General features: G+C 39.3%; 16 protein-coding genes, 1 pseudogene and 1 riboswitch. Of the genes and pseudogenes, 1 reads left to right on the top strand and 16 read right to left on the bottom strand.

Annotated elements, in window-relative coordinates:
* Window positions 1-3 precede the first annotated feature (3 nt).
* The 16 genes and pseudogenes from RWZ05_RS04025 to RWZ05_RS03950 form a co-directional block, all read right to left on the bottom strand.
* Window positions 4-288 carry a biotin/lipoyl-containing protein gene (locus RWZ05_RS04025; protein ID WP_314642346.1) on the bottom strand — a complete coding sequence of 95 codons (285 nt, stop codon included), beginning with the start codon at window positions 286-288 and terminating at the stop codon, window positions 4-6.
* Window positions 289-376: 88 nt separating this feature from the next.
* The gene (locus tag RWZ05_RS04020) at window positions 377-1,720 is read right to left on the bottom strand and encodes a phosphodiester glycosidase family protein (protein ID WP_314642342.1); all 1,344 of its coding nucleotides are present in this window, start codon (window positions 1,718-1,720) and stop codon (window positions 377-379) included.
* A 212-nt stretch (window positions 1,721-1,932) separates the two neighbouring features.
* On the bottom strand, window positions 1,933-3,318 hold the full coding sequence (locus tag RWZ05_RS04015) for a rod shape-determining protein (RefSeq protein ID WP_314642340.1): 1,386 nt from the start codon (window positions 3,316-3,318) through the stop codon (window positions 1,933-1,935).
* Window positions 3,299-4,564 (bottom strand): UDP-N-acetylglucosamine 1-carboxyvinyltransferase, encoded by a 1,266-nt coding sequence (murA, locus tag RWZ05_RS04010; RefSeq protein WP_314642339.1) that lies wholly within the window; start codon window positions 4,562-4,564, stop codon window positions 3,299-3,301. The genes RWZ05_RS04015 and murA overlap by 20 nt, the downstream gene beginning before the upstream one ends.
* 212 nt (window positions 4,565-4,776) lie before the next feature.
* Window positions 4,777-5,739, bottom strand: coding sequence for a class II fructose-bisphosphatase (gene glpX, locus RWZ05_RS04005; RefSeq protein ID WP_314642337.1), 963 nt, complete (start codon window positions 5,737-5,739; stop codon window positions 4,777-4,779).
* 63 nt (window positions 5,740-5,802) lie between these two features.
* Window positions 5,803-6,447, bottom strand: coding sequence for a fructose-6-phosphate aldolase (gene fsa, locus RWZ05_RS04000; RefSeq protein WP_314642335.1), 645 nt, complete (start codon window positions 6,445-6,447; stop codon window positions 5,803-5,805).
* A gap of 13 nt (window positions 6,448-6,460) precedes the next feature.
* Window positions 6,461-7,741: a serine--tRNA ligase gene (gene serS, locus RWZ05_RS03995; protein WP_314642332.1), complete on the bottom strand. Its 1,281-nt coding sequence runs from the start codon at window positions 7,739-7,741 to the stop codon at window positions 6,461-6,463.
* Window positions 7,742-7,866: 125 nt separating this feature from the next.
* Window positions 7,867-8,653 (bottom strand): annotated as a pseudogene (locus RWZ05_RS03990) (cation diffusion facilitator family transporter).
* 169 nt (window positions 8,654-8,822) lie between these two features.
* Window positions 8,823-10,103: a guanine deaminase gene (gene guaD, locus RWZ05_RS03985; protein ID WP_314642330.1), complete on the bottom strand. Its 1,281-nt coding sequence runs from the start codon at window positions 10,101-10,103 to the stop codon at window positions 8,823-8,825.
* Window positions 10,104-10,208: 105 nt separating this feature from the next.
* On the bottom strand, window positions 10,209-11,552 hold the full coding sequence (locus RWZ05_RS03980; protein WP_314642329.1) for an NCS2 family permease: 1,344 nt from the start codon (window positions 11,550-11,552) through the stop codon (window positions 10,209-10,211).
* 62 nt (window positions 11,553-11,614) lie between these two features.
* Window positions 11,615-11,713, bottom strand: a riboswitch (purine riboswitch).
* Window positions 11,714-12,021: 308 nt separating this feature from the next.
* A complete protein-coding gene (gene speC / locus RWZ05_RS03975; protein WP_314642327.1) occupies window positions 12,022-14,196 on the bottom strand; it encodes an ornithine decarboxylase in 2,175 nt (724 codons plus the stop codon).
* A 115-nt stretch (window positions 14,197-14,311) separates the two neighbouring features.
* Window positions 14,312-15,835: a lysine--tRNA ligase gene (gene lysS, locus RWZ05_RS03970; RefSeq protein ID WP_314642326.1), complete on the bottom strand. Its 1,524-nt coding sequence runs from the start codon at window positions 15,833-15,835 to the stop codon at window positions 14,312-14,314.
* A gap of 29 nt (window positions 15,836-15,864) precedes the next feature.
* Window positions 15,865-16,338 carry a transcription elongation factor GreA gene (gene greA, locus RWZ05_RS03965; RefSeq protein ID WP_004695428.1) on the bottom strand — a complete coding sequence of 158 codons (474 nt, stop codon included), beginning with the start codon at window positions 16,336-16,338 and terminating at the stop codon, window positions 15,865-15,867.
* Between the two features lie 123 nt (window positions 16,339-16,461).
* The gene (dusB, locus tag RWZ05_RS03960; RefSeq protein WP_314642322.1) at window positions 16,462-17,448 is read right to left on the bottom strand and encodes a tRNA dihydrouridine synthase DusB; all 987 of its coding nucleotides are present in this window, start codon (window positions 17,446-17,448) and stop codon (window positions 16,462-16,464) included.
* Window positions 17,449-17,542: 94 nt separating this feature from the next.
* Entirely contained in the window at window positions 17,543-18,310 is a 768-nt protein-coding gene (locus RWZ05_RS03955) for a type III pantothenate kinase (RefSeq protein ID WP_314642320.1), read from the bottom strand.
* Window positions 18,311-18,319: 9 nt separating this feature from the next.
* Window positions 18,320-19,294, bottom strand: a complete 975-nt coding sequence (locus RWZ05_RS03950; RefSeq protein WP_314642316.1) for a biotin--[acetyl-CoA-carboxylase] ligase — start codon at window positions 19,292-19,294, stop codon at window positions 18,320-18,322.
* 171 nt (window positions 19,295-19,465) lie between these two features.
* Here RWZ05_RS03950 and RWZ05_RS03945 point away from each other — a divergent pair, with 171 nt between their 5' ends.
* Complete coding sequence (locus RWZ05_RS03945) at window positions 19,466-20,809, top strand: threonine/serine exporter family protein (RefSeq protein ID WP_314642315.1); 1,344 nt, start codon at window positions 19,466-19,468, stop codon at window positions 20,807-20,809.
* Window positions 20,810-21,137 lie beyond the last annotated feature (328 nt).

Raw genomic sequence — 21,137 nt, 5'->3', positions numbered from 1 at the left:
TCCTTATTTACTTTCTACGGTGACAACGATTTGATCACGAGAAACGTCTGAACCCACTGTAACATTAACCGCCGATACAGTACCAGTTACAGTAGATTTAGCAGCCGCCATAGGGCCCGCTAATGTTTCGACAGTCACCAATGTTTGGCCTTCTGTTACAGAAGTGCCAACAGAAACTGTAGAAGCAACTTTACCTGTTAATACACTTTGGTATGATACAGGGGCCGCCATTACAGAGCTAACACTAAAAATGCCTAGCGCAGCTAAGGCCAACACTACTCTTTTCATAACGATCCCTCCTTTTACAAAATTAGTTATGTATGTATAGTATACTAAATTATTAGTAATTTTTCAAACAAAATTGTATGCAACGAATTCATTTTATGATTACTATATCTTCATAGCTCGTAGGTGCGGAGGATGATTTATGTACATAATCATCTTTAATAACTAAATCAACACTCCCTTGGTTAGACAATTCAGCACCATCGACTACACCAAGCTTAGATAGTAGATTTGCTCCTTCCTTTTGAGTAACGCCAACAGATTGAAGGCCTGCTTTATCAACAGCTAAGACTACTAAATTATTGTCCTTTGTAGTGCCTATAAAGCTACGCGCTTTATTATTAGATGAATCAGCCCCTACATAGCGACCATTTTTCATTACCATTGTCCCCACTTGTAGACTAGCACCACCAGTCGTGCTTACTTGAGCAAGCTCTTGACGATTTTGAATCGTAATAGGTGTTCCCACCTTTAACTTCCGCAAAGCCTCGCGAGCCTCACCATGACCAGATAATACATATTGGTTTTCACCTAGCTTAGAGTTACCGTTTTGTCCACTAATAACCTTACCATTGGCTACAGTCACTTCGTACCCATAGTCATTAGTCTTTGTAGAAGATCCATAAGCATTTGTATACAAGGTCAAAGCATTCTCTTTACGTGGTGCATTTACAGCAGTAATCATAAAGCTTTCTTTTTGCGTTTTAGCTTGTAATAAAGGCTTTTTCTCTTCTATGAAATAACCTCGATTCGGAGTATACCGCAAAGTACCACGATTAGAGATACGCTCTAAATCGATAGTGCCATCACTAGCTACAGAATAAGGCCTCTCAAAGCTACCACCTTTTACCTTAGCCCCTATCAAAGCTGTATGAGCCTGACTGACAGCGGCCAAGGTTTTTCCTTCTGGAACATGGGCTACGACCATAGGCGAATCATTATCTACGGTTAAAGCATAGGCTTGAATTTTACCTTCAGGCACGGTGTTATTAATCTTACTATACGCCACAGATTTATTTATATCTTTTGTAGTCTGTTGAGAATAGCTAGAAAATAGATCTACAACGATACGTGTCGGTTTTTCCAAGGTAAACTCATGATGTTGTACATCTTTATTTGCCGTTAAAGTTACTTGTAAATTTCCATTTACTGGCTGCAAAGCGATACCTTTTAGAACACCTGTCTTTGTATCATTTTGACTAATAGGCCCTGTTAGACCATTTGTAGTCCCCCCTAAGTTAAGGGTCAGCGCATGAGTTGCTTCATTATAGGATCGAGTCCACGACACAGGCATTTCAGATACATCTAAAACTATACGACTAGTGCCGTCATGATTAGATACACGCACCCCTGTTAAATTACCTGCTTCAGCATAAGGAACTGTGCTGCCTAAGAAACCTAAAACAGCAAAAGTCATGTATAGATATCGTTTCATATATAATTCCTCTACAACGATAAACCATATAAATGGTCATATATTTTATATCAATTTTATGCAATATACTTTTACTATAGTATACATCATAAAGATGAAAATTTCAAAAAGATAAAATAAAAAACGAAGTTACTAGCTATAGAAAAATCATTAAATAATGATCAAGCCATAGTTAGTAACTTCGTTACTTTTAACTTATATTAAAGCGTATATCATTGTAAGTCATCTAATGTGTCACGAAGTTGTGACATTTCATCAAGAGCCTTCGCAACACCCTTAATAACTGCATATCGTGGAGATTCTACTATATATGCCGCAATACCAACAGAACGGGTTATAACGCGATCCAAACCATCAATAAGAGCGCCCCCACCCGTTAGGATGATACCATGATCATTAATGGCAGCCACAAGTTCAGGCGGTGTTTTCTCTAAAATAGATTTAATACCCTCTAAAATATTCATGACTTGAGCCTCTAACGCACGCTGAATCTCTAAAGAGTTCACTGCTACCATCTTTGGTAAACCAGTGCTCGCATCGCGTCCACGCACCTCTATAGTGCGTTCCTTAGCACGGCGATCCACAGTCCCTACAGAAATTTTAATCTTTTCTGCTGTTAATGGTCCAATGACAAGACGCTTCTTCCGACGAATATAACGAATAATAGATTCGTTAAAAGAATCTCCGCCTATACGGAGAGATTCACTTACAACGACGCCTGTATCACATAGAACAGCGATGTCTGTTGTGCCACCACCAACGTCTACAACCATGGCACCTACTTGCTTAGCATCGTTGAGACCAGTCCCCATAGCAGCAGCCAGTGGCTCCTCAATAAGAACAGTCTTTTTAGCACCGGTTCTAAGCAAAGCCTCTAAAATGGCGCGCTTCTCCACAGGTGTAATACCTGATGGAACACATACGATAATTCGTGTTTTCATCAATCGCGAAGCAGGTACAACGGAGCGAATGAAGTACTTCAACATGAATTCCGTCATGTCATAGTCCGCAATAACCCCTGCTTGAACAGGACGAATAACAGAAATTCCCTTCGGTGTACGACCAACCATCGCTCGAGCTACCTCACCTAAGGCAAGAACATCGCCTGTTTTATCATCCCGTGCAATATAAGCCGGTTCGTCTAACACCAAGCCCTTCCCTTTAGCATATATAAGGACATTAGCGGTCCCCAAATCAATACCTAAATCAAAATTTAAGGATCGATTCAAACGTCCCATCAAATCTCCAACTTGCTCTGGACGTACTAAACGTTTTAAAGTCATAGCCGGTGTTGTTTTAGCAATGGCTACCGTCTCTCGACTTCGTCTTTCAGCGCGACGCATCTTTGTAACCTTAACCATAGCCTCACGCATATTAGATGCTAAGTGATTCGCTTGTTTAGCTACGCCTTCTGAAAGTTTCGTAGACTTGCGCTTTGTTCTACGCAAAGGCTTGCGAGTCGTGCTCGCCTTAGAGTTTTCAACCTTTGCAGCACCTAGGTTTTGTTGCTCGTTGTATAAAGCCGGCCCTTTAGAGCGCCGGCTTCTTTTCTTTTTATTCTGTTTTGGCTCTGTACTCTTATTCGTCAACCCGAACAATATCAGCACCTAACCTTTGCAATTTACCTACAAAATCATCATAGCCACGGTCGATATGATGTAGACGACCTACCTCAGTTCTCCCCTCTGCAGTCAATGCAGCACAAACAAGAGCTGCACCAGCACGCAAGTCAGTAGCATTTACTACGGCACCGTGCAAGCGAGGCATACCTTCTACAATGGCCTGACGATTGTCAATATCGATATGAGCACCCATCTTACGAAGTTCGGCAACATGCATAAAGCGGTTCTCAAATACCGTTTCTGTTACTGTACTTGTACCTTCTGCAATCGTAGTAAGCGCCATAAATTGAGCTTGCATATCTGTTGGGAAACCAGGATATGGCAATGTTTTAATGTCAACAGCTTTAATGCCTTTACCAGTGCTGATAACGCGAATACCGTCAATTTCTTCCTCTACAGTAACGCCAGCTTCTTTTAGTTTAGCTACTACTGGTTTCAAATGTTCTGGTAACGCATTTTCTACGAATACATCACCACCTGCCATAGCTGCTGCAATCAAGTATGTACCAGCTTCGATACGGTCAGGAATAACTGTATGAATAGCACCATGCAATTGAGGTACACCTTCAATACGGATTACATTTGTACCAGCACCGCGGATATTGGCGCCCATAGCATTCAAGAATGTTGCTAAATCAACAATTTCAGGCTCTTCAGCAGCATTTTCAATAACTGTTTTACCTTCTGCCATAGAAGCCGCCATAATTATGTTTTCTGTAGCCCCTACACTTGGGAAGTCCAAATAAATTTGAGTACCTTTAAGGCCTTCAGGAGCATGAGCATAAACATAATCTTCAGTAATTTCAATTTTAGCACCTAAAGCTTCAAAAGCTTTCAAGTGAAGGTCGATAGGACGTGCACCGATAGCACAGCCACCTGGCATAGAGATTTTAGCTTCTCCTTTACGCGCCAATAAAGGCCCCATTACAAGGAAGGATGCACGCATTTTGCGTACAAGTTCATAAGGAGCTTCCGTAGCAGTCAATGTAGATGCATCGAAAATAATTTCATCATCTGCTTCATTACGAGTAATTTTAACCCCCAAAGACTCGATAACTTGACAAATCGTACCTACATCTTCCAAATTTGGAATTTCAAGTAATTTACTAGGCGTTGATGCTAGCAAAGTACCGGCAATAATAGGGAGTACCGCATTTTTAGCACTACTAACACGTACACGGCCTTCCAACCGATTGCCACCTTGAATGATTAGCTTTTCCAACAGAATTCCTCCTACACTTTATATCGATCATCTTGTATGAACTACAAGACGTTGTATTTATAACGTCATATACTAAATGTTATTATACTATTTTTCGATATATCTCATCAAGAGAGTGAGAGAAAATACTGAGAAAAAAGCCCCTCTTTTTTGAACAGTTCACCGAAAATATTGTTAATTTTTAGGTCCCGTTCATGTAGAGGGGCTTCTTATTATTTTGCTTTTAAGGATTTCAATTTGTCATCCATATGCACTGTATCAAGGAAACGCACAGTACCAGTTTTAGAACGCATTACGATAGTGTGTGTACGCGCACCACCTGGGAAGTACTGAATTGCATTCAACAAGTTGCCACGAGTAATAGCAGTAGCCGCAAAGATAACATCATCTGTACGAACTAAATCATCTAATGTAAGTACTTGGTTTACATCGGTAATACCCATTTCATGACAACGACGAATTTCTTCGTCAGTTTCTGGTTTTAAGCGAGCTTGCATATCACCGCCTACACATTTTAATGCAGCAGCAGCCAATACACCTTCAGGTGCACCACCAGTACCAACAACCATATGTACACCAGAACCTTCGATACAACATTCCATAGCTGGGTTAACATCGCCATCAGAAATTAACATAATACGCGCACCAAGATCACGAGCTTCTTTCATCAAACCATGATGGCGCTCACGATCAAGCATAACAATTGTAATTTCATCTACACTACGTTCCATTTTAGCAGCTACATTTTTGATATTCTCAGTCAAAGATTTTGTAATATCGATAGCACCTGCACCGCGAGGACCAACACAAAGTTTCTCCATGTACATATCTGGTGCATGTAATAAACCACCTTTTTCAGCAATAGCCATAACTGCAATAGCGCCATTTTGACCTTTTGCAATTAAGTTTGTACCTTCAATAGGGTCAACTGCGATATCTACTTCTGGACCACCTGCACCTACATGTTCACCAATGTAAAGCATAGGCGCTTCGTCGATTTCACCTTCTCCGATAACTACAGTACCAGAAATGCGAACAGAGTCAAAAGCTTGACGCATAGCGTCTACAGCAAGGCCATCAGCTGCGTCTTTTTGACCGCGGCCAAGCAAGCGACCACTGCGCAAAGCGGCTGCTTCAACGACACGAGCAAATTCCAAAGATAATGTACGATCCATAATGGGCCTCCTTATAAGTCCTCTATGTTTTGATATGACTCCTACCCAGAGTCTTTACTTAACTTATTGATTAGCTTGTTTCCAGTCTTCCATAAACTTTGCAAGACCCGCATCAGTCAACGGATGTTTCATAGCTTGCATAAGCACTTTAAACGGAACGGTTGCAATATGAGCACCTGCTTTAGCACATTGAATGATGTGCAATGGTGTTCTCACACTAGCAGCAATGATTTCAGTTTCAATTTCATGAATAGCAAAAATGTCTGCAATATCTTGAATCAATGTAAGACCATCCATGCTGATGTCATCAATGCGGCCAACAAAGGGACTAACATACGTAGCACCTGCACGAGCCGCCAACAACGCTTGGTTAGCCGAGAAGATCAACGTCACATTTGTTTTAATGCCTTCTTTGCTTAAAACTGCAACAGCTTTAAGACCTTCAGGAGTCATAGGCACTTTAATAACTACATTAGATCCTAATTTTACAAGCTCATGCGCTTCTGCCACCATGCCTTTAGCATCAGTGGAAATAACCTCTGCACTAACAGGACCGTCTACAAGATTTGCAATTTCAGAAATAACTTGCTTTAAGTCCCTTTTAGCTTTCACGATAAGAGATGGATTTGTCGTAACACCATCAATAAAACCAAAGGCATAAGCCTCTTTAATCTCATCAAATTCTGCTGTATCAATAAAGAATTTCATAGAATGCCCCCTTTTATTTAGCAGGTGTAATAACTTCAACGCCACCCATGTAAGGTACTAAAACTTTTGGAATCACTACGGAACCATCAGCTTGTTGGTAATTTTCCAAGATAGCTGCCACTGTACGCCCCACCGCAAGACCCGAACCATTTAATGTATGAACAAATTCAGGTTTGCCTTTAGGACCACGACGGAATTTAATATTAGCACGACGAGCTTGGAAGTCAGTCATATTGGAGCAAGAAGAGATTTCTCTGTACTTGCCTTGTGCTGGCATCCATACCTCTACATCATATGTTTTAGCAGAACCGAAGCCCATATCACCTGTACAAAGAGTGATAACACGGAATGGCAATTCTAATAAACGTAATACTTCTTCTGCATTATCGGTCAAAGTTTCTAATTCTTTGAAAGAGTCTTCAGGTTTAGCTAATTTTACCATTTCAACTTTGTTGAATTGATGTTGACGAATAAGTCCACGAGTATCGCGACCTGCAGAACCTGCTTCTGCACGGAAACATGCTGTGAATGCAGTGTAGTATTTAGGTAATTCCTCTTCGCTCAAGATTTCACCACCATGGTAGTTAGTCAATGTAACCTCAGCAGTAGGAATCAAGAAGTATTCTGTATCCTCTACATGGTACATATCTTCCGCAAATTTAGGTAATTGACCAGTACCAGTCAATGTTTCACGAGTTACCATGTATGGTGTCATCATTTCAGTATAGCCATGTTTATCTACATGAAGATCAACCATGAAATTGATAAGGGCACGTTCTAAACGGGCACCTAAACCTTTATAGACTGTAAAACGGGCACCACTCATTTTACCGGCCCGGTTAAAGTCTAGAATATCAAGACTTTCACCTAAATCCCAATGAGCTTGTGCTTTAAAATCAAATTGACGTGGTTCACCCCATTTGCGTTGCTCTACGTTCTCCTCTTCATCAGCACCAACTGGAACAGATGGATCACACATATTTGGCAACATTAACGCTGCATCACGCAAAGCAGTTTCTACTTCGCGAATACGGTTATCAAGGTCAGCAATTTCATCGCCTACTTTTTTCATTTCCGCGATTTTATCATCCGCATTTTCTTTATTGCGTTTTAATTGGCTAATTTCTTCAGTTACGGAATTGCGAAGGGCTTTTAATTCTTCTACCTTACCAATCAACTGACGACGTTCATCATAAGAGGATACAAAGGTTTCCAAATCGCCTGTTGTGTGACGATTATCTAAGTTTTGTTGCACTAAATCAATATTTTCTCGGACAAATTTTAAATCTAACATGCTATAAACCTCATTTTCCAACTATGCTACGTACAATATATTCAATACGTTTAAGTATACCATATATTGGTGTATTTATCATTAAATTATACGTTATATACTAGTCTTTTCATCAACTTTTTTTACTATTCATCATCTTCTTCATCGAGCAAATAATCTTTCGCCATCCATTTACGAGTGCCTGTGAAAGAAATGGTTACCCACTTCTCCGTGGGATTGTCTCCGATTTCTTGGTCAATTTCGTTGCGAATTTCATCAATTTCAGCAATTGTCTGATATGGGAAATTCTTGCGAACTAAAATATCAATCTCGATGATACGGGTATTACCATATACTTGCACACTCGTTACATAATCTTTGAAGTTATATTTCTCCATAAAACGATCCATAATTTCTTGTACTTCATTATGTAATGAAGATGGCGCCCACCCCAATATTTGCTTCATAGATGGCACAATTATATGAATAGCAGACGGTAACATATATACGGCTAATACAATTAATACAATAGGATCGATATAAACTACCCATTCAGCATACTCCGAACCTTCTAACATGATAGCCACTACAAAGCTTATCAAAATAGCGACCTCTAGCAAGGCATCTACATACCAACTTACATTGTCAAACTTAACCAAGTTAGACTGTAAACTTTTATTAATACGACGTACATATAAATAATACGCAGTATCTACAATGGTAAAGAATATAGCATAATAAATAGCTGGGCCAAAGTCTACATGACGGCCACCAGATAAGAGGTCTGTAATGCCACTCGACAAAGCATAGATGACGATAAGTAAAATAAAGAAACCTTCTACAGCTAACACAAGCGGTTCAAATTGCCATCAAGGCAACAGACTGCATTAATAACTTTTGTTCAATAGAGCGCCTTGCGCCTAATATATCCATTAAGTTCCCCACTTTCTTAATTTTTACATTTTTTTATTATACACCAAGTATTTTGATACACAAAAACAGCTGATTTGAATGCGTTCCAAATCAGCTGCTTTTAATGTATCCATATTCTTTTTCTATAAGGAGTAACTTTTCAATTTTATGGTATGCATTTAATCTTTATTTAGTTTGTAGGCTTTGGAGCTACTTTACCAGCTACATAGCGTTCCACGATGTGTCGATCATCGCCTACGTATAACCAGCGTTCCAGTCGCTCTTCTAAGGAGCGTTCATTAGGATCAAATAACGTCGTATCGTCTATAACAAGGGCATCAAATTCACAACCTTTTTCAAAGCTGCCCACCTTACCGAAGAACTTGCCGCCCCCCTTTGTAGCCATATAGAAAGCTTCACTCAATGTAAGTGGCGCATACGTTTGATCTACTTCCACCCATTTCATCTTGGATAATCCAATCGCTTCTGTAAGAACCTTTGCCATGGATACAATATGTCCACCAGAAATATCAGAACCTAAGCCAATAGGTATTTTCCGTTCAAACAATTTACGAATCGGTGCAATGCCACTAGATAAATTCACATTTGAATACGGACAATGAGACACCATAGTTTGTGTTTCTGCCATGCGGTCCATTTCTACATCACTTAAATGAATACAATGAGCCATCACTGTGGGAACCGTCCCCATGAGATGATGTTCATAGTACACCTCTGTATAATTAGCTGCCTCAGGATGCAGGGCTGCTACCCAGTCAATTTCTCCATGATTTTCTGATAAGTGAGATTGAACCGGCACATTATACTCCTTTGCCAATTTCCCTAAACCACTCATTAACTCGCTTGTACAGGATGGAACAAAACGAGGGGTAATGATTGGTTTTACTAAAGGACCAAATTGAGTTGATGCTTCTAGCCACTCTTTAGTATCAGCTAAGGATTGATATGTGTCTTCAACCAAAAATTCCGGACTATTGCGGTCCATATTAACCTTGCCTACATAGGCAGATAAACCTGCTTTTTGTAAAAGCTCCATCAGTACTAATGTACTGTTTTTATGAATAGTACCAAACAAGATGCTCCGCGTCGTACCATTTCGCCATAAGTCGTGAACAAAGGCGCCATATACTAAACGAGCATACTCTTGATCACTAAACTTTGCTTCCTCTGGGAAGGTATACGTTTCAAGCCAAGGTAAGAGTTCCTTATCCATACCTAACCCGCGATTACAATATTGCGGTGCATGAGCATGAGTATCCACAAAACCTGGGATAATGAGATGATCTCCATAATCCGTAATCGAATGTTCTGCATACGCTGGCGGTATACTTTCACCACAATGAACCACTATACCATCGACGGCAATAACATAACCTTGTTGAATAGCTACAAATTTTGATGGTCGTGGTGTATATAAAATATTTCCTTTTAGAATAATTGTTGAATTCATATAACCTCCTCGCATGTTTAGGATTATAGATGAGTCGCTCACTACCACATGCTAGATCAATTTTCAATCATTATACAATGCTATATGATTCATAGTATAGGCATTTTAGATGGCAAAGTGAATAATAAATGCCAATGTCATGATATACATAATAGGATGAATCTCATGATGACGACCTGTAGTCAATTTAATCAATGTATAAGAGATAAAACCAAAAGATAAACCTTGAGCAATACTGAATGTTAAAGGCATAAGAAGAATTGTTAAGAATGCTGGCAATGCTTCTGTAAAGTCTGTAAAGTCAATATGTGTTACCTCACTCATCATAAATACACCAATTGTGATAAGTACCGGTGCTGTCGCTTGTGGTGGCACCAATAAGAACAATGGTGCAAAGAACAAGGATACCAAGTATAAAAGACCTGTTACAACTGCGGTAAGACCTGTACGACCACCGTCGGCAACGGCTGCCGCACTTTCAATGTAAGAAGTAACTGTAGACGTACCTACAACGGCACCTGCTGCAGCCCCAATAGAAGTACACAGCAAAGCTCTGTCTAAACCTTCGAACTTACCATTTTCATCTACCAAATTCGCTTTTCTTGTTACGCCAATCAATGTGCCGATATTATCAAACATATCTACAATAGTGATGGAGAAAATGATAGAAAAAATACCATATTTAATAGCCCCCATTATATCTAGTTGAGCAAATGTATCAACTGGAACTGGTGGCACCAAGTTAAAGATATCTGCACTGGTAGCAGGCATCTTAGTTAAACCTAAACCCATTGCTGCAATTGTAGTAAAAGCCATGCCGATTAATAGGCCACCTTTAACTTGTTTTGCAAGCAAAATACTAGTAATAAATAAGCCTAATAAAGTCAATAATACCGCTGGATCTTGCATATTACCTAGTGTTACAAAGGTAGCATTATTAGGTACGATAATATGAGCATTTTTAAATCCGATGAAAGCAACGAATAAACCAATACCTACACCAATAGATGTTTTCAGCACTTGAGGAATACCATCTACAATTTTATTAAGAACTTTAGTAACCGTTAAAATAACAAATACTGTACCAGAAATAAAAACGGCACCTAATGCAGTTTGCCAACTAAGACCCATGACACCACAAATAGTGTACGAAAAGAACGCACTAAGACCGAGGCCTGGTGCTACGATAACAGGAACATTAGCTACTAAACCGATAAGCATGGTCGCAAAAGCTGTTGTTAATACAACCGCCGCCACTGCACTAGCATGCGGCATGCCTGATACAGATAATAAGTTGGGTATTACTGCCAGAATATATACTGACGCAATAAACATCGTAACACCTGCAAAAAATTCAGTTTTCACTGATGTGCCATGTTTGGTTAACTTAAAAAAGCGATCAAGAAAACCATTTGCTTGACTAGTTCTTTCGTACTCCATTGAACTCATCTCACATTCCTCCAAACTTTTAGAAAAGAAATAAAATAGATAAACAAAAAACGACTACAAGAGCATCGTAAAGAAGCTCTTGTAGTCGTAAAATTCGGTTTACGCTAGAGAGCCTTGACCCATCCCGTCAAGGTTATACAAGATTAGCAATATGTCTATATAATTAATCCTTATCTACTATTTTGTATTGATAAGGCTAAATGAGAAATCTCCACATTTATGATTTTTTCTCATATATATTATGCCAATAATACAATCTATGCACTTAGTATAAAATTATTTTTATGCACTGTCAATAACTATTAATGAATAATTACAAGAAATTTTAGTATCCCTAAAAAATATTTTCTATAGATTTTACATCTAATAAATTCGTTATTTATATATGTATTAACAGATAACATTATATGCCTATATACTAGTACATACTATTTATAGATTCTCTATCGTATTATCCCGATGTATAATTTTACATTTCATATTCTTTTTTCAATACATAACCATAGGCTTTTTTAGAGCCATCTGGTTGTTCAATAAGGTATACACCTTGTATCTCTGGAGCAAAGCCAGGCAACTGGTTAATGCCTTCTTCTAAAGCAAGGAAGTAGTCACAAGCAGTCTGAGACCATCGTTCTCCAGGCTGTACGCATAATACACCTGGTGGGTACGGCAAAGCACCTTCAAGAGCAATGCGCCCTTCTGCCTCATCTAAAGGTACAAGCTCGCCCTTATTACGTTGAAACTCAAAGTTTGCCTCTTGTGGATTCATTACATATTCTGGGAAGTACGCCTTGGAAAATAATCGTTGTTGTAGAGTACTCACGTTTCTATCTTTATAAAAGTCATGCATTTCTTGACACAGTAGGCGAATATGATACCCTCTATATTTATCTATGTGGCTAAAGTAAATTGATGGTAATACCTCTTCCATAGGGGCATTGCGATCTATCAGCTCTTCAAAACACACAAGCTGATCGACCAATGCATCCATTTTCCCTTTAGATTCTGCAGGAGTCATAAGGAATAGAATCGTATTGAGATCACACTTTTCTGGAATAATTCTATTTTCCCGTAAATAATTGGCCAATATATTGGCATGAATACCAAAGTCTTCATACTCCCCTGTTTCAACATTAATACCAGGCGTAATCAACTGGAATTTACAAGGATCGATAAAATACTGCCCTTCACCATAACCTTTAAAGGAATGCCATTTTGCATTAGGTTCAAAAGCAAAATAACTCACATCATTAGCCATCTCTTGTGTATTGCCTTCTTCCCACTTCTTACCATGTACTATAGGTGGCACCAAAGGTCTAAGATATTTGCATCGGCTTAATACCGACTTACGGGCATCAATCCCTACTTCAATACATTCACGCCACAACTGCTTCCCCAATTCACCTTCATGTATTTTGGCATTTACATCGAGAGATGCAAAGAGTGGATAAAAAGGAGATGTAGAAGCATGCATCATAAAGGAGTTATTAAAACGTTTATGATCTACATAGCGGTCTTGCCCTTTGATATGTTTATCTTTCTTATGGATTTGAGACGTTTGAGAGAAACCAGCTTGTTGTTTATGCACAGATTGGGTCACTAAAATTCCAGGATCATTAGGGCCTAATTCCAATAATAGGGGGCTACAATCTTTCATCATAGGAATAAACTGCTCATATCCAACCCAGGCAGAGTCAAAGAAAATATAGTCGCACAAGTGACCTATTTTATCAACTACTTGTCGCGCATTATAAATCGTGCCATCATAGGTACCTAATTGAATGACGGCTAACCGAATTGGACGGTCTGCTTTAGCTTTATTAGGATCCTTCTCACCGATTAAGTTTCGAATATAGCTTTCATCAAAACAATGCTCTAAAATGCCACCAATGGAGCCAAAAGGATTCCGTGCAGTCTCTAAATATATTGGTGTTGCACCGGACATAACGAGCCCACCATGGCAAATAGATTTATGATTATTGCGATCATATAAAATAATATCTCCTGGTGTTAAAAGAGCATTGAGTACTACCTTATTGGCAGAAGATGTGCCGTTTAGTACAAAATATGTTTTATCCGCATTATAAACTGTAGCTGCATGAGCCTGCGCATCATGAGCATACCCTTCATGAATCAAAAGATCTCCGAGCTTTACATCCGCATTACAAAGGTCTGCACGGAAAATACGGTCTCCAAAGAAATCATAAAAGGCACGTCCCGTAGGATGCTTAACGAAAAACTGTCCCCCTTGATGTCCTGGACAGTCAAATTGAATATTGTTATCTCCTACGTAATCACATAAGGCTTTAAAGAAAGGTGGCAAAATCGACGCTTCATAACTTGCTAAAATTTGCTCTATCATCTCTTTATAGTCGTTTATACTATTAGAGGTAACATCTATTACCGCCGAAATTCGCTCCATATCAAAAGGTATATTATGGGATGAATCTACTACCATTACAATAACAGGTATCCCAAAAGAACGGATTTGTTCATTATCGAGTACATTCAGTTCAGCGGAGCTCACCACAACGGCACCTATGTTAGTAAAATCCGTTTCATTAATAGGTATACAGGTACGTTTCTCTATGGAACTAATCCAAGGTTTTACACTATCTGTAAAAGCAATTTTTAAATGTTTCACCATAGCCTCCGCGCTTAATATTAATATTTAATATGCTCATAGTATGTAACTTAGTACATTAAAGTCATGTAAAAAAGCTCCCTACTCAAAGAATAGGGAGCCTTTATATGTTAGATTATTCAGCTGCTTCTTCTTCAGCTTCAACGTGCTTATGCACTTCTGGTTTCATCAATGGGAACAACAATACATCACGGATGGATGCAGAGTCTGTTAAGAACATAACGAGACGGTCGATACCAACACCTAAACCAGCTGTTGGAGGCAAACCATACTCAAGAGCTGTAACAAAGTCCTCATCCATACGGTGAGCTTCATCGTCGCCAGCTTCACGTTCTTTTAATTGATCCAAGAAGCGTTGTTTTTGATCGATTGGATCATTTAACTCGGAAAAGCCGTTTGCCAATTCACGACCATAAATAAACGCTTCAAAACGTTCTGTAGCCAATGGGTTTTCACGACTGGCTTTAGCAAGTGGAGAAATTTCCTTTGGATGACCATATACGATAGTTGGTTGAATCAAGTTTTCTTCAACATAATCTTCGAAGCAAAGATTCAAGATTTTACCAATGCCATCATTTTCTGTATATTCTACATTTAGACGATCAGCAATAGCGCGAGCTTCTTCAACAGTAGTTACTGCATCAAAGTCTTCACCAGTGTATTTTTTTACACCTTCCGCCATTGTGATGCGATTCCAAGGTGGAGTCAAATTGATTTCTGTACCTTGGTATGTAATTTCTTGTGTACCTAGAACTTCTTGTGCACAGTAGGACACAAGGTTTTCTGTTAAGCGGATAGCATCCTCAACATCACCATAAGCTTGATAGGATTCAATCGTAGTGAATTCTGGGTTATGACGGTTGTCTATACCTTCATTACGGAAACAACGGTTCATTTCGAACACGCGATCCATACCACCAACGATTAAACGTTTGAGGTACAATTCAGGAGCAATACGCATGTAGATATCAATATCAAGCGCATTGTGATGTGTAATGAACGGACGAGCAGCCGCACCACCAGGGATAGCATGCATCATTGGTGTTTCCACTTCCATAAAGCCATCACGCATCATATATTCACGAATTTTAGCAACGATTTGGGATCGTTTAACAAATGTATCACGCACTTCAGGATTTACGATCAAATCAACATAACGCTGACGGTAACGCAATTCTGTGTCTTTCAAACCATGCCATTTTTCTGGCAACGGACGCAAGGATTTAGACAACAAAGTCAATTTCTCAACTTTAATTGTAATTTCACCTTTTTGAGTTTTGAACACATGACCTTCGATACCTACGATATCACCGATATCGAGCATTTTAACGTATTTGTAATTATCTTCGCCCAAGACATCTTTACGGAAGTACACTTGAATATCGCCAGATTTATCACGCACATTCGCAAATGCCGTTTTACCATGGGAACGGATAGTCATCAAACGACCTGCAATTACCACAGGTTGACCGTCGTATTTCAAGAAGAACTCATCTTTAATGTCTTTTGCATGATCTTTTACAACAAAACGTTGGCCAAATGGATAGATCCCATCTGCTTCGTATTCAGCCAATTTATCGCGGCGAATTTGCATTTGCTCATTCAGCTCTTCTTGTACATTTTTAATTTCTTCACTCATGTTATCGCCTCTTCGTCAGTAAATGTAAATTATTGGATTGCTAACACTTTGAATGTAACAGGACCATCTGGTGTGGAAACTTCTACTTCATCACCTTTACGTTTGCCCAAAATAGCTTTACCTACAGGAGATTCGTTAGAGATACGATTGTTAAATGGATCCGCTTCAGAGGAACCAACGATAACATATTCTAATTCATCATTGTACATTGTATCTAATACAGTTACTTTGCTACCTACGGATACAACATCACCTTTTACGGATTCGTCGATGATTTTCGCAGTGTTAATTTTATTTTCTAACTCTACAATATGACCTTCGATGAAAGCTTGTTCATTTTTTGCATCATCATATTCAGAGTTTTCACTGATATCGCCATATTCAATAGCTGTCTTAATACGTTCAGATACTTCAATACGACGTACAGATTTATAGTACGCTAATTCTTCTTCTAATTTCTTCAAACCTTCGGCGGTAAGTAATGTTTCTTTTACGTCTGCCATGGGTACCCCACTCTTTCTACATATAAATAATAAGAAAAAGTGTCACAGTAAGATGACACCTTATCTTTTGTTTCTAAATTATCTCAACCATTATATAAAAATACTATTCATTTGTCAATCTAACTACATTGTAGCTAGTATTTTACGGTATGATTCTAGCTCATGGTGAAAGCTTGTTACAGTATGAATTGTATTCACACGATTGCGCCAATATGCAGATTCAGGAAGTCCCTTCATATACCACCCTGCATGAGTTCGTATTTCCTTAACGGCCATACTTTCACCCTTATATTGGCATAACAAATCAAAATGCTTCAATAGCATATCGAGACGCTCAATATCGGTAGGGGCCGGTAATATTTCACCAGTCGCCAAATAATGGTGAATACGACCGAAGATCCACGGATTCCCCTGTGCACCACGGCCAACCATTACCGCATCACACTCCGTTTCATCAAGCATGCGCTTCGCATCCTCTGGCTCCACTATATCGCCATTACCAATAACCGGTACAGACACAGCCTCTTTTACAGCCTTAATATAAGACCAATCGGCATATCCACTATACATTTGTTCTTTAGTACGACCATGTACAGCAATTGCCGCAACCCCTGTAGACTCGATGCGTTTTGCAAAATCTACCACATTAATGGAATCACTATCCCAACCGATGCGCATTTTTACGGTTACAGGTACATCGACAGCCTTAACTGCAGCCTCTGCAACACGAGCTGCTAAATCTGAATTTTTCATAAGCGCAGAACCATCACCAGAGGTTACTACCTTTTTCACAGGACAGCCCATATTAATATCTACAATATCGGCACCTGCATCAGCTACTACCTGTGCACCTAACGCAATTGCATCTGGATCGGAACCAAAGATTTGCATAGACACGGGTCTCTCTACCTCTTCAATGCGCAACAACTCATGGGTGCGCTCATTTTTGTATTTAATGCCCATGGCACTGACCATTTCGGTACAAACCAAGGCGGCGCCATGCTCCTTAGCAAGTAAGCGATAGGCAATATCGCTTACCCCTGCCATAGGCGCTAATATGGCTTGACCATCGATTTTGACGTCCCCTATTTGCCACTGTTTATTATTCATATAATTCTATATCCCCTAACAAAAAGGGTACAGCATAAGCTGTACCCAAATGTACACTACTTCGTTACATATACGTAACTATATTATAGTAGCATTATTTATTTCTTTCGTAAATAAGGCGTAAACCTTCCAGTGTAAGCATAGGTTCTACATGTTCAATGCAGTTTGTAGCACTGCTAATAAGTTGTGCTAAACCACCGGTAGCCACTACCGTTACATGGTCACCCATTTCTGCTTTCATACGAGATACGAGGCCTTCTACTTGACCTACATAGCCGTAGAACATACCGGATTGCATAGAGGATACTGTATTGCGGCAAATGACTTGCCCTGGGTCTCTTACTTCAATACGTGGCAATTTAGCAGCCCGTTGGAATAGAGCCTCCGCAGAAATTGTTACACCTGGAGTAATAACACCGCCCATATAATCGCCATTACCTTGTACTGCACAATAAGTAGTTGCCGTACCAAAGTCGATAATAATCAAGTCACCCTTGTATTTTTCATGAGCCGCTACAGCATTTACGATGCGGTCCGCACCAACCTCACGCGGATTATCATACTTAATAGCAATACCTGTTTTAGTACCAGGTCCGACGATAAGAGGATTCACATTGAAATAACGCAAACATACGCGTTCTAAGGTAGGCATCATTGGAGGCACAACAGAAGAAATGATAATATCTTTAATATCTTTTACATCCACCTTGCGATCGTGGAAGAATAAGTTCATCATCAACATGCCATATTCATCAGTGGTGCGAACCCTATCTGTGGAAATACGCCAGTGACCCACAAGATCTGTCTTGTCGTATACACCGAGAACAATGTTGGTGTTCCCCACATCAATTACTAATAACATGAAAGCCTCCTATTTACGCGGACGAATTGATACGTCCCCTGCCACAACACGTTTAACAGCCCCATCCGGGATTCTTACTAATAAATTACCATCTTCATCAATATCGGTTGCTACGCCTTCATAGGTACTACCAGGAGCACGAACCTCGATTTCTTCACCGAGAGTCACCGATAATTGACGCCATTCATTGAGCGTATCCTCAAAGCCCCTATCAAGAACATCATAATATTGCTGCTCTAAGGCTTCTAATATAATTCTAAATGCTTCTGTCCGCTCAATATCGATTCCTTCCATCGCGAGGGATGTAGCAATTAATTTTAATTCTTCGGGTAGTTCTTCTTGTTTTGTTTTAACGTTGACACCAATGCCCATCACAATATGAGAGATTTCCTCCATAGATCCAGACATTTCTGTTAAGATACCTACCAATTTACGGCCATTCACTAGAATATCATTAGGCCACTTAATACCCGCATCAGTGAGCCCCATTTTATGGAATGCCTTTGTTAATGCCACTGCGGCCATCAAAGTACACTTTGGTGCTTCTACAGGCGCAAAATCAGGGCGCAAGATAAGACTAAACCATAGACCTTTACCAAATGGAGAATACCAGCCACGAGATAAACGACCACGACCAGCTGCTTGCTCTTCTGTAACAACAACAGTACCTTCTTCAGCACCTTGTTGAGCTAATCGACGAGCCTCAAGGTTTGTAGACTCTGTAACATCCATATAAACATATCGTTTGCCAAACACATCAGTCTTTAAGATTTGCTTCATGGCCAATGGACTTAACAAATCAGGTTCCTCCAATAATCGATACCCCCTCTTGGTATAAGATTCAATTTTGTAGCCTTTTTGACGTAACGCCTTGATATGTTTCCAAATAGCTGTGCGCGAAACATGGCATGCTTCGGACATATCTTGTCCCGATACGAAACTACCTTGGTTTTGTCTCAAGAATTCTAGCACTTCATCACGCATAGTTTAGAGCCCCTTTCTTTGTCAACCTAGGTTTACAATTCGATTGTACAAGTGTCCCCTATAAAATGCAAGGATTATTTATAATAATTAATGGTATAATACTTATAGTATTAAGTTATACATTATATAAGAGATAACAATAAGGCTGTTTATTAATATCTGGTGAAATACATGCAACAGTTTACATTAGAGGAAAAAAATACGGTTTTAGAAAATCCATTTATACATATTCATAGGAAACTTGATGTCCTACTAAATATAGGGAAGCTACTCATGGAGTGCGGTGCAGATACAAACCGCATTACCGAGGAAATACTAAAATCAGCTACCTTTATGGGCATTCCTCATGATTATTTAAAAATACATATATCTTATACAACGCTCATGATCAACTTACATCACAATGAGCATAATATAACAGTATTCGAAAAGATGCCAGTTCATGTACCTAATATGGCGATGATTAACGCCGTATCTAAGCTAACATGGAGAGCATTTGAGCGACATTATTCACTTACAACGTATGAGCAACTAATTTCTAGATTAGAATCAACTATACCTGTATATCCCGATTGGGTTAAGGGCATCGCCTGTGCTCTAGGTTCTGCGGGGCTAGCCTTCTTATATAGTGGCGATATAATTGCTTTTATGGTAACCATTATTTGTTCATTAATCGGTTATTTTGGACGTACCTTATCAGTACGCTTTGGTTGCAATGAATATGTAGGCATTACAATTGGCGGCTTTACAGCCATGGTTTCAGCTTACGGATTCTACTCACATATAGAACAAGATTCTCTAGTTTACGTTCTTGTTTGTTGTACTTTATTTATGATACCTGGTGTACCGCTTATAAACTCCGTTATCGATACCATCAACAACCATATTTTATCGGGCATTACAAGAGCTATTAGAACAATCCTCATCGTTGGTAGCATGACCTTAGGGATGGCCATGGCATTACACTTTAGTCCTATGCCTTCTTTTAGTTTTGTAGATATCAAACCTCATGTATTATCTATTGAACAAATCATTGGTGCATTCACAGCAGCTGCTTCCTTTGCAGTACTCTTCAACGCTCCTGTGCGATTACTAGTGTCCATTGGCATTGGCGGTGTATTATGCGTATTTATTCGCAATTTATTAGCTGTTGAGTTTGGCTTCTCTATTCCCGGTGCTACCTTTGTAGGCGCTGCTGTAATGAGCGTGATTTATGTAAAAGTTTCTACTTGGCTAAAAACATCTAGTACAATCATCATCGTCCCATCTGCTATAGCCTTAATGCCTGGTATTTTATATTACAGATTCCTCTTTGATATACTCCATATCAACGCGCTATCAGAATCTGGTTTACTTCATATGGTCCAAAACGGTGTAACAGGCATCCTCACTATTGTAGGTATTGCGGTTGGCGTAGCGATTCCAAATGTACTGGCTCAAAAATATTTAAAATCCCTAAAAGAGCGTAGAATCCAACAGTACTTGGCAACACGTCACATCAACGACGGCCAATAGCTACACCTCACCAACTACATCACAAGTTTCACAATATAAATAGAATACTAAGTAACTATAGCTAGTAATAGGTAATTATACTCCAAAGAGCATATACAAAAAGGGGCTGTAACAAAACAGCCCCTTAAATTTAAAAGCTCTGAGTTGATTATAGAAATCAACTCGGAGCTTTTGTATTTCTAAGCAAAAAGGACCCCGAAGGGCCCTTTTCATTGGTATAATTAAATTATGAAGAAAAACCATACCAATGAACCTAATTATACCAAACTAGTCATGCCTCGCCAACTAGTTTTACCATTGGATTATGGCATTTTGATAAAAGAAACAG

It is taken from the genome of uncultured Veillonella sp. (genome assembly GCF_963543145.1).
In the GTDB taxonomy this organism is placed as follows: domain Bacteria; phylum Bacillota; class Negativicutes; order Veillonellales; family Veillonellaceae; genus Veillonella.
This window is presented reverse-complemented; position numbering and strand designations above follow the sequence as displayed.

Bases quoted from the DNA above. Each gene is read 5' to 3' on its own strand.
- glpX (WP_314642337.1), bottom strand. From the start codon at position 5,739: ATGGATCGTACATTATCTTTGGAATTTGCTCGTGTCGTTGAAGCAGCC.
- guaD (WP_314642330.1), bottom strand. From the start codon at position 10,103: ATGAATTCAACAATTATTCTAAAAGGAAATATTTTATATACACCACGA.
- serS (WP_314642332.1), bottom strand. From the start codon at position 7,741: ATGTTAGATTTAAAATTTGTCCGAGAAAATATTGATTTAGTGCAACAA.
- RWZ05_RS03950 (WP_314642316.1), bottom strand. From the start codon at position 19,294: ATGCGTGATGAAGTGCTAGAATTCTTGAGACAAAACCAAGGTAGTTTC.
- dusB (WP_314642322.1), bottom strand. From the start codon at position 17,448: ATGAATAATAAACAGTGGCAAATAGGGGACGTCAAAATCGATGGTCAA.
- RWZ05_RS03955 (WP_314642320.1), bottom strand. From the start codon at position 18,310: ATGTTATTAGTAATTGATGTGGGGAACACCAACATTGTTCTCGGTGTA.
- RWZ05_RS04020 (WP_314642342.1), bottom strand. From the start codon at position 1,720: ATGAAACGATATCTATACATGACTTTTGCTGTTTTAGGTTTCTTAGGC.
- RWZ05_RS04025 (WP_314642346.1), bottom strand. From the start codon at position 288: ATGAAAAGAGTAGTGTTGGCCTTAGCTGCGCTAGGCATTTTTAGTGTT.
- RWZ05_RS03945 (WP_314642315.1), top strand. From the start codon at position 19,466: ATGCAACAGTTTACATTAGAGGAAAAAAATACGGTTTTAGAAAATCCA.
- greA (WP_004695428.1), bottom strand. From the start codon at position 16,338: ATGGCAGACGTAAAAGAAACATTACTTACCGCCGAAGGTTTGAAGAAA.
- fsa (WP_314642335.1), bottom strand. From the start codon at position 6,447: ATGAAATTCTTTATTGATACAGCAGAATTTGATGAGATTAAAGAGGCT.
- RWZ05_RS03980 (WP_314642329.1), bottom strand. From the start codon at position 11,552: ATGAGTTCAATGGAGTACGAAAGAACTAGTCAAGCAAATGGTTTTCTT.
- lysS (WP_314642326.1), bottom strand. From the start codon at position 15,835: ATGAGTGAAGAAATTAAAAATGTACAAGAAGAGCTGAATGAGCAAATG.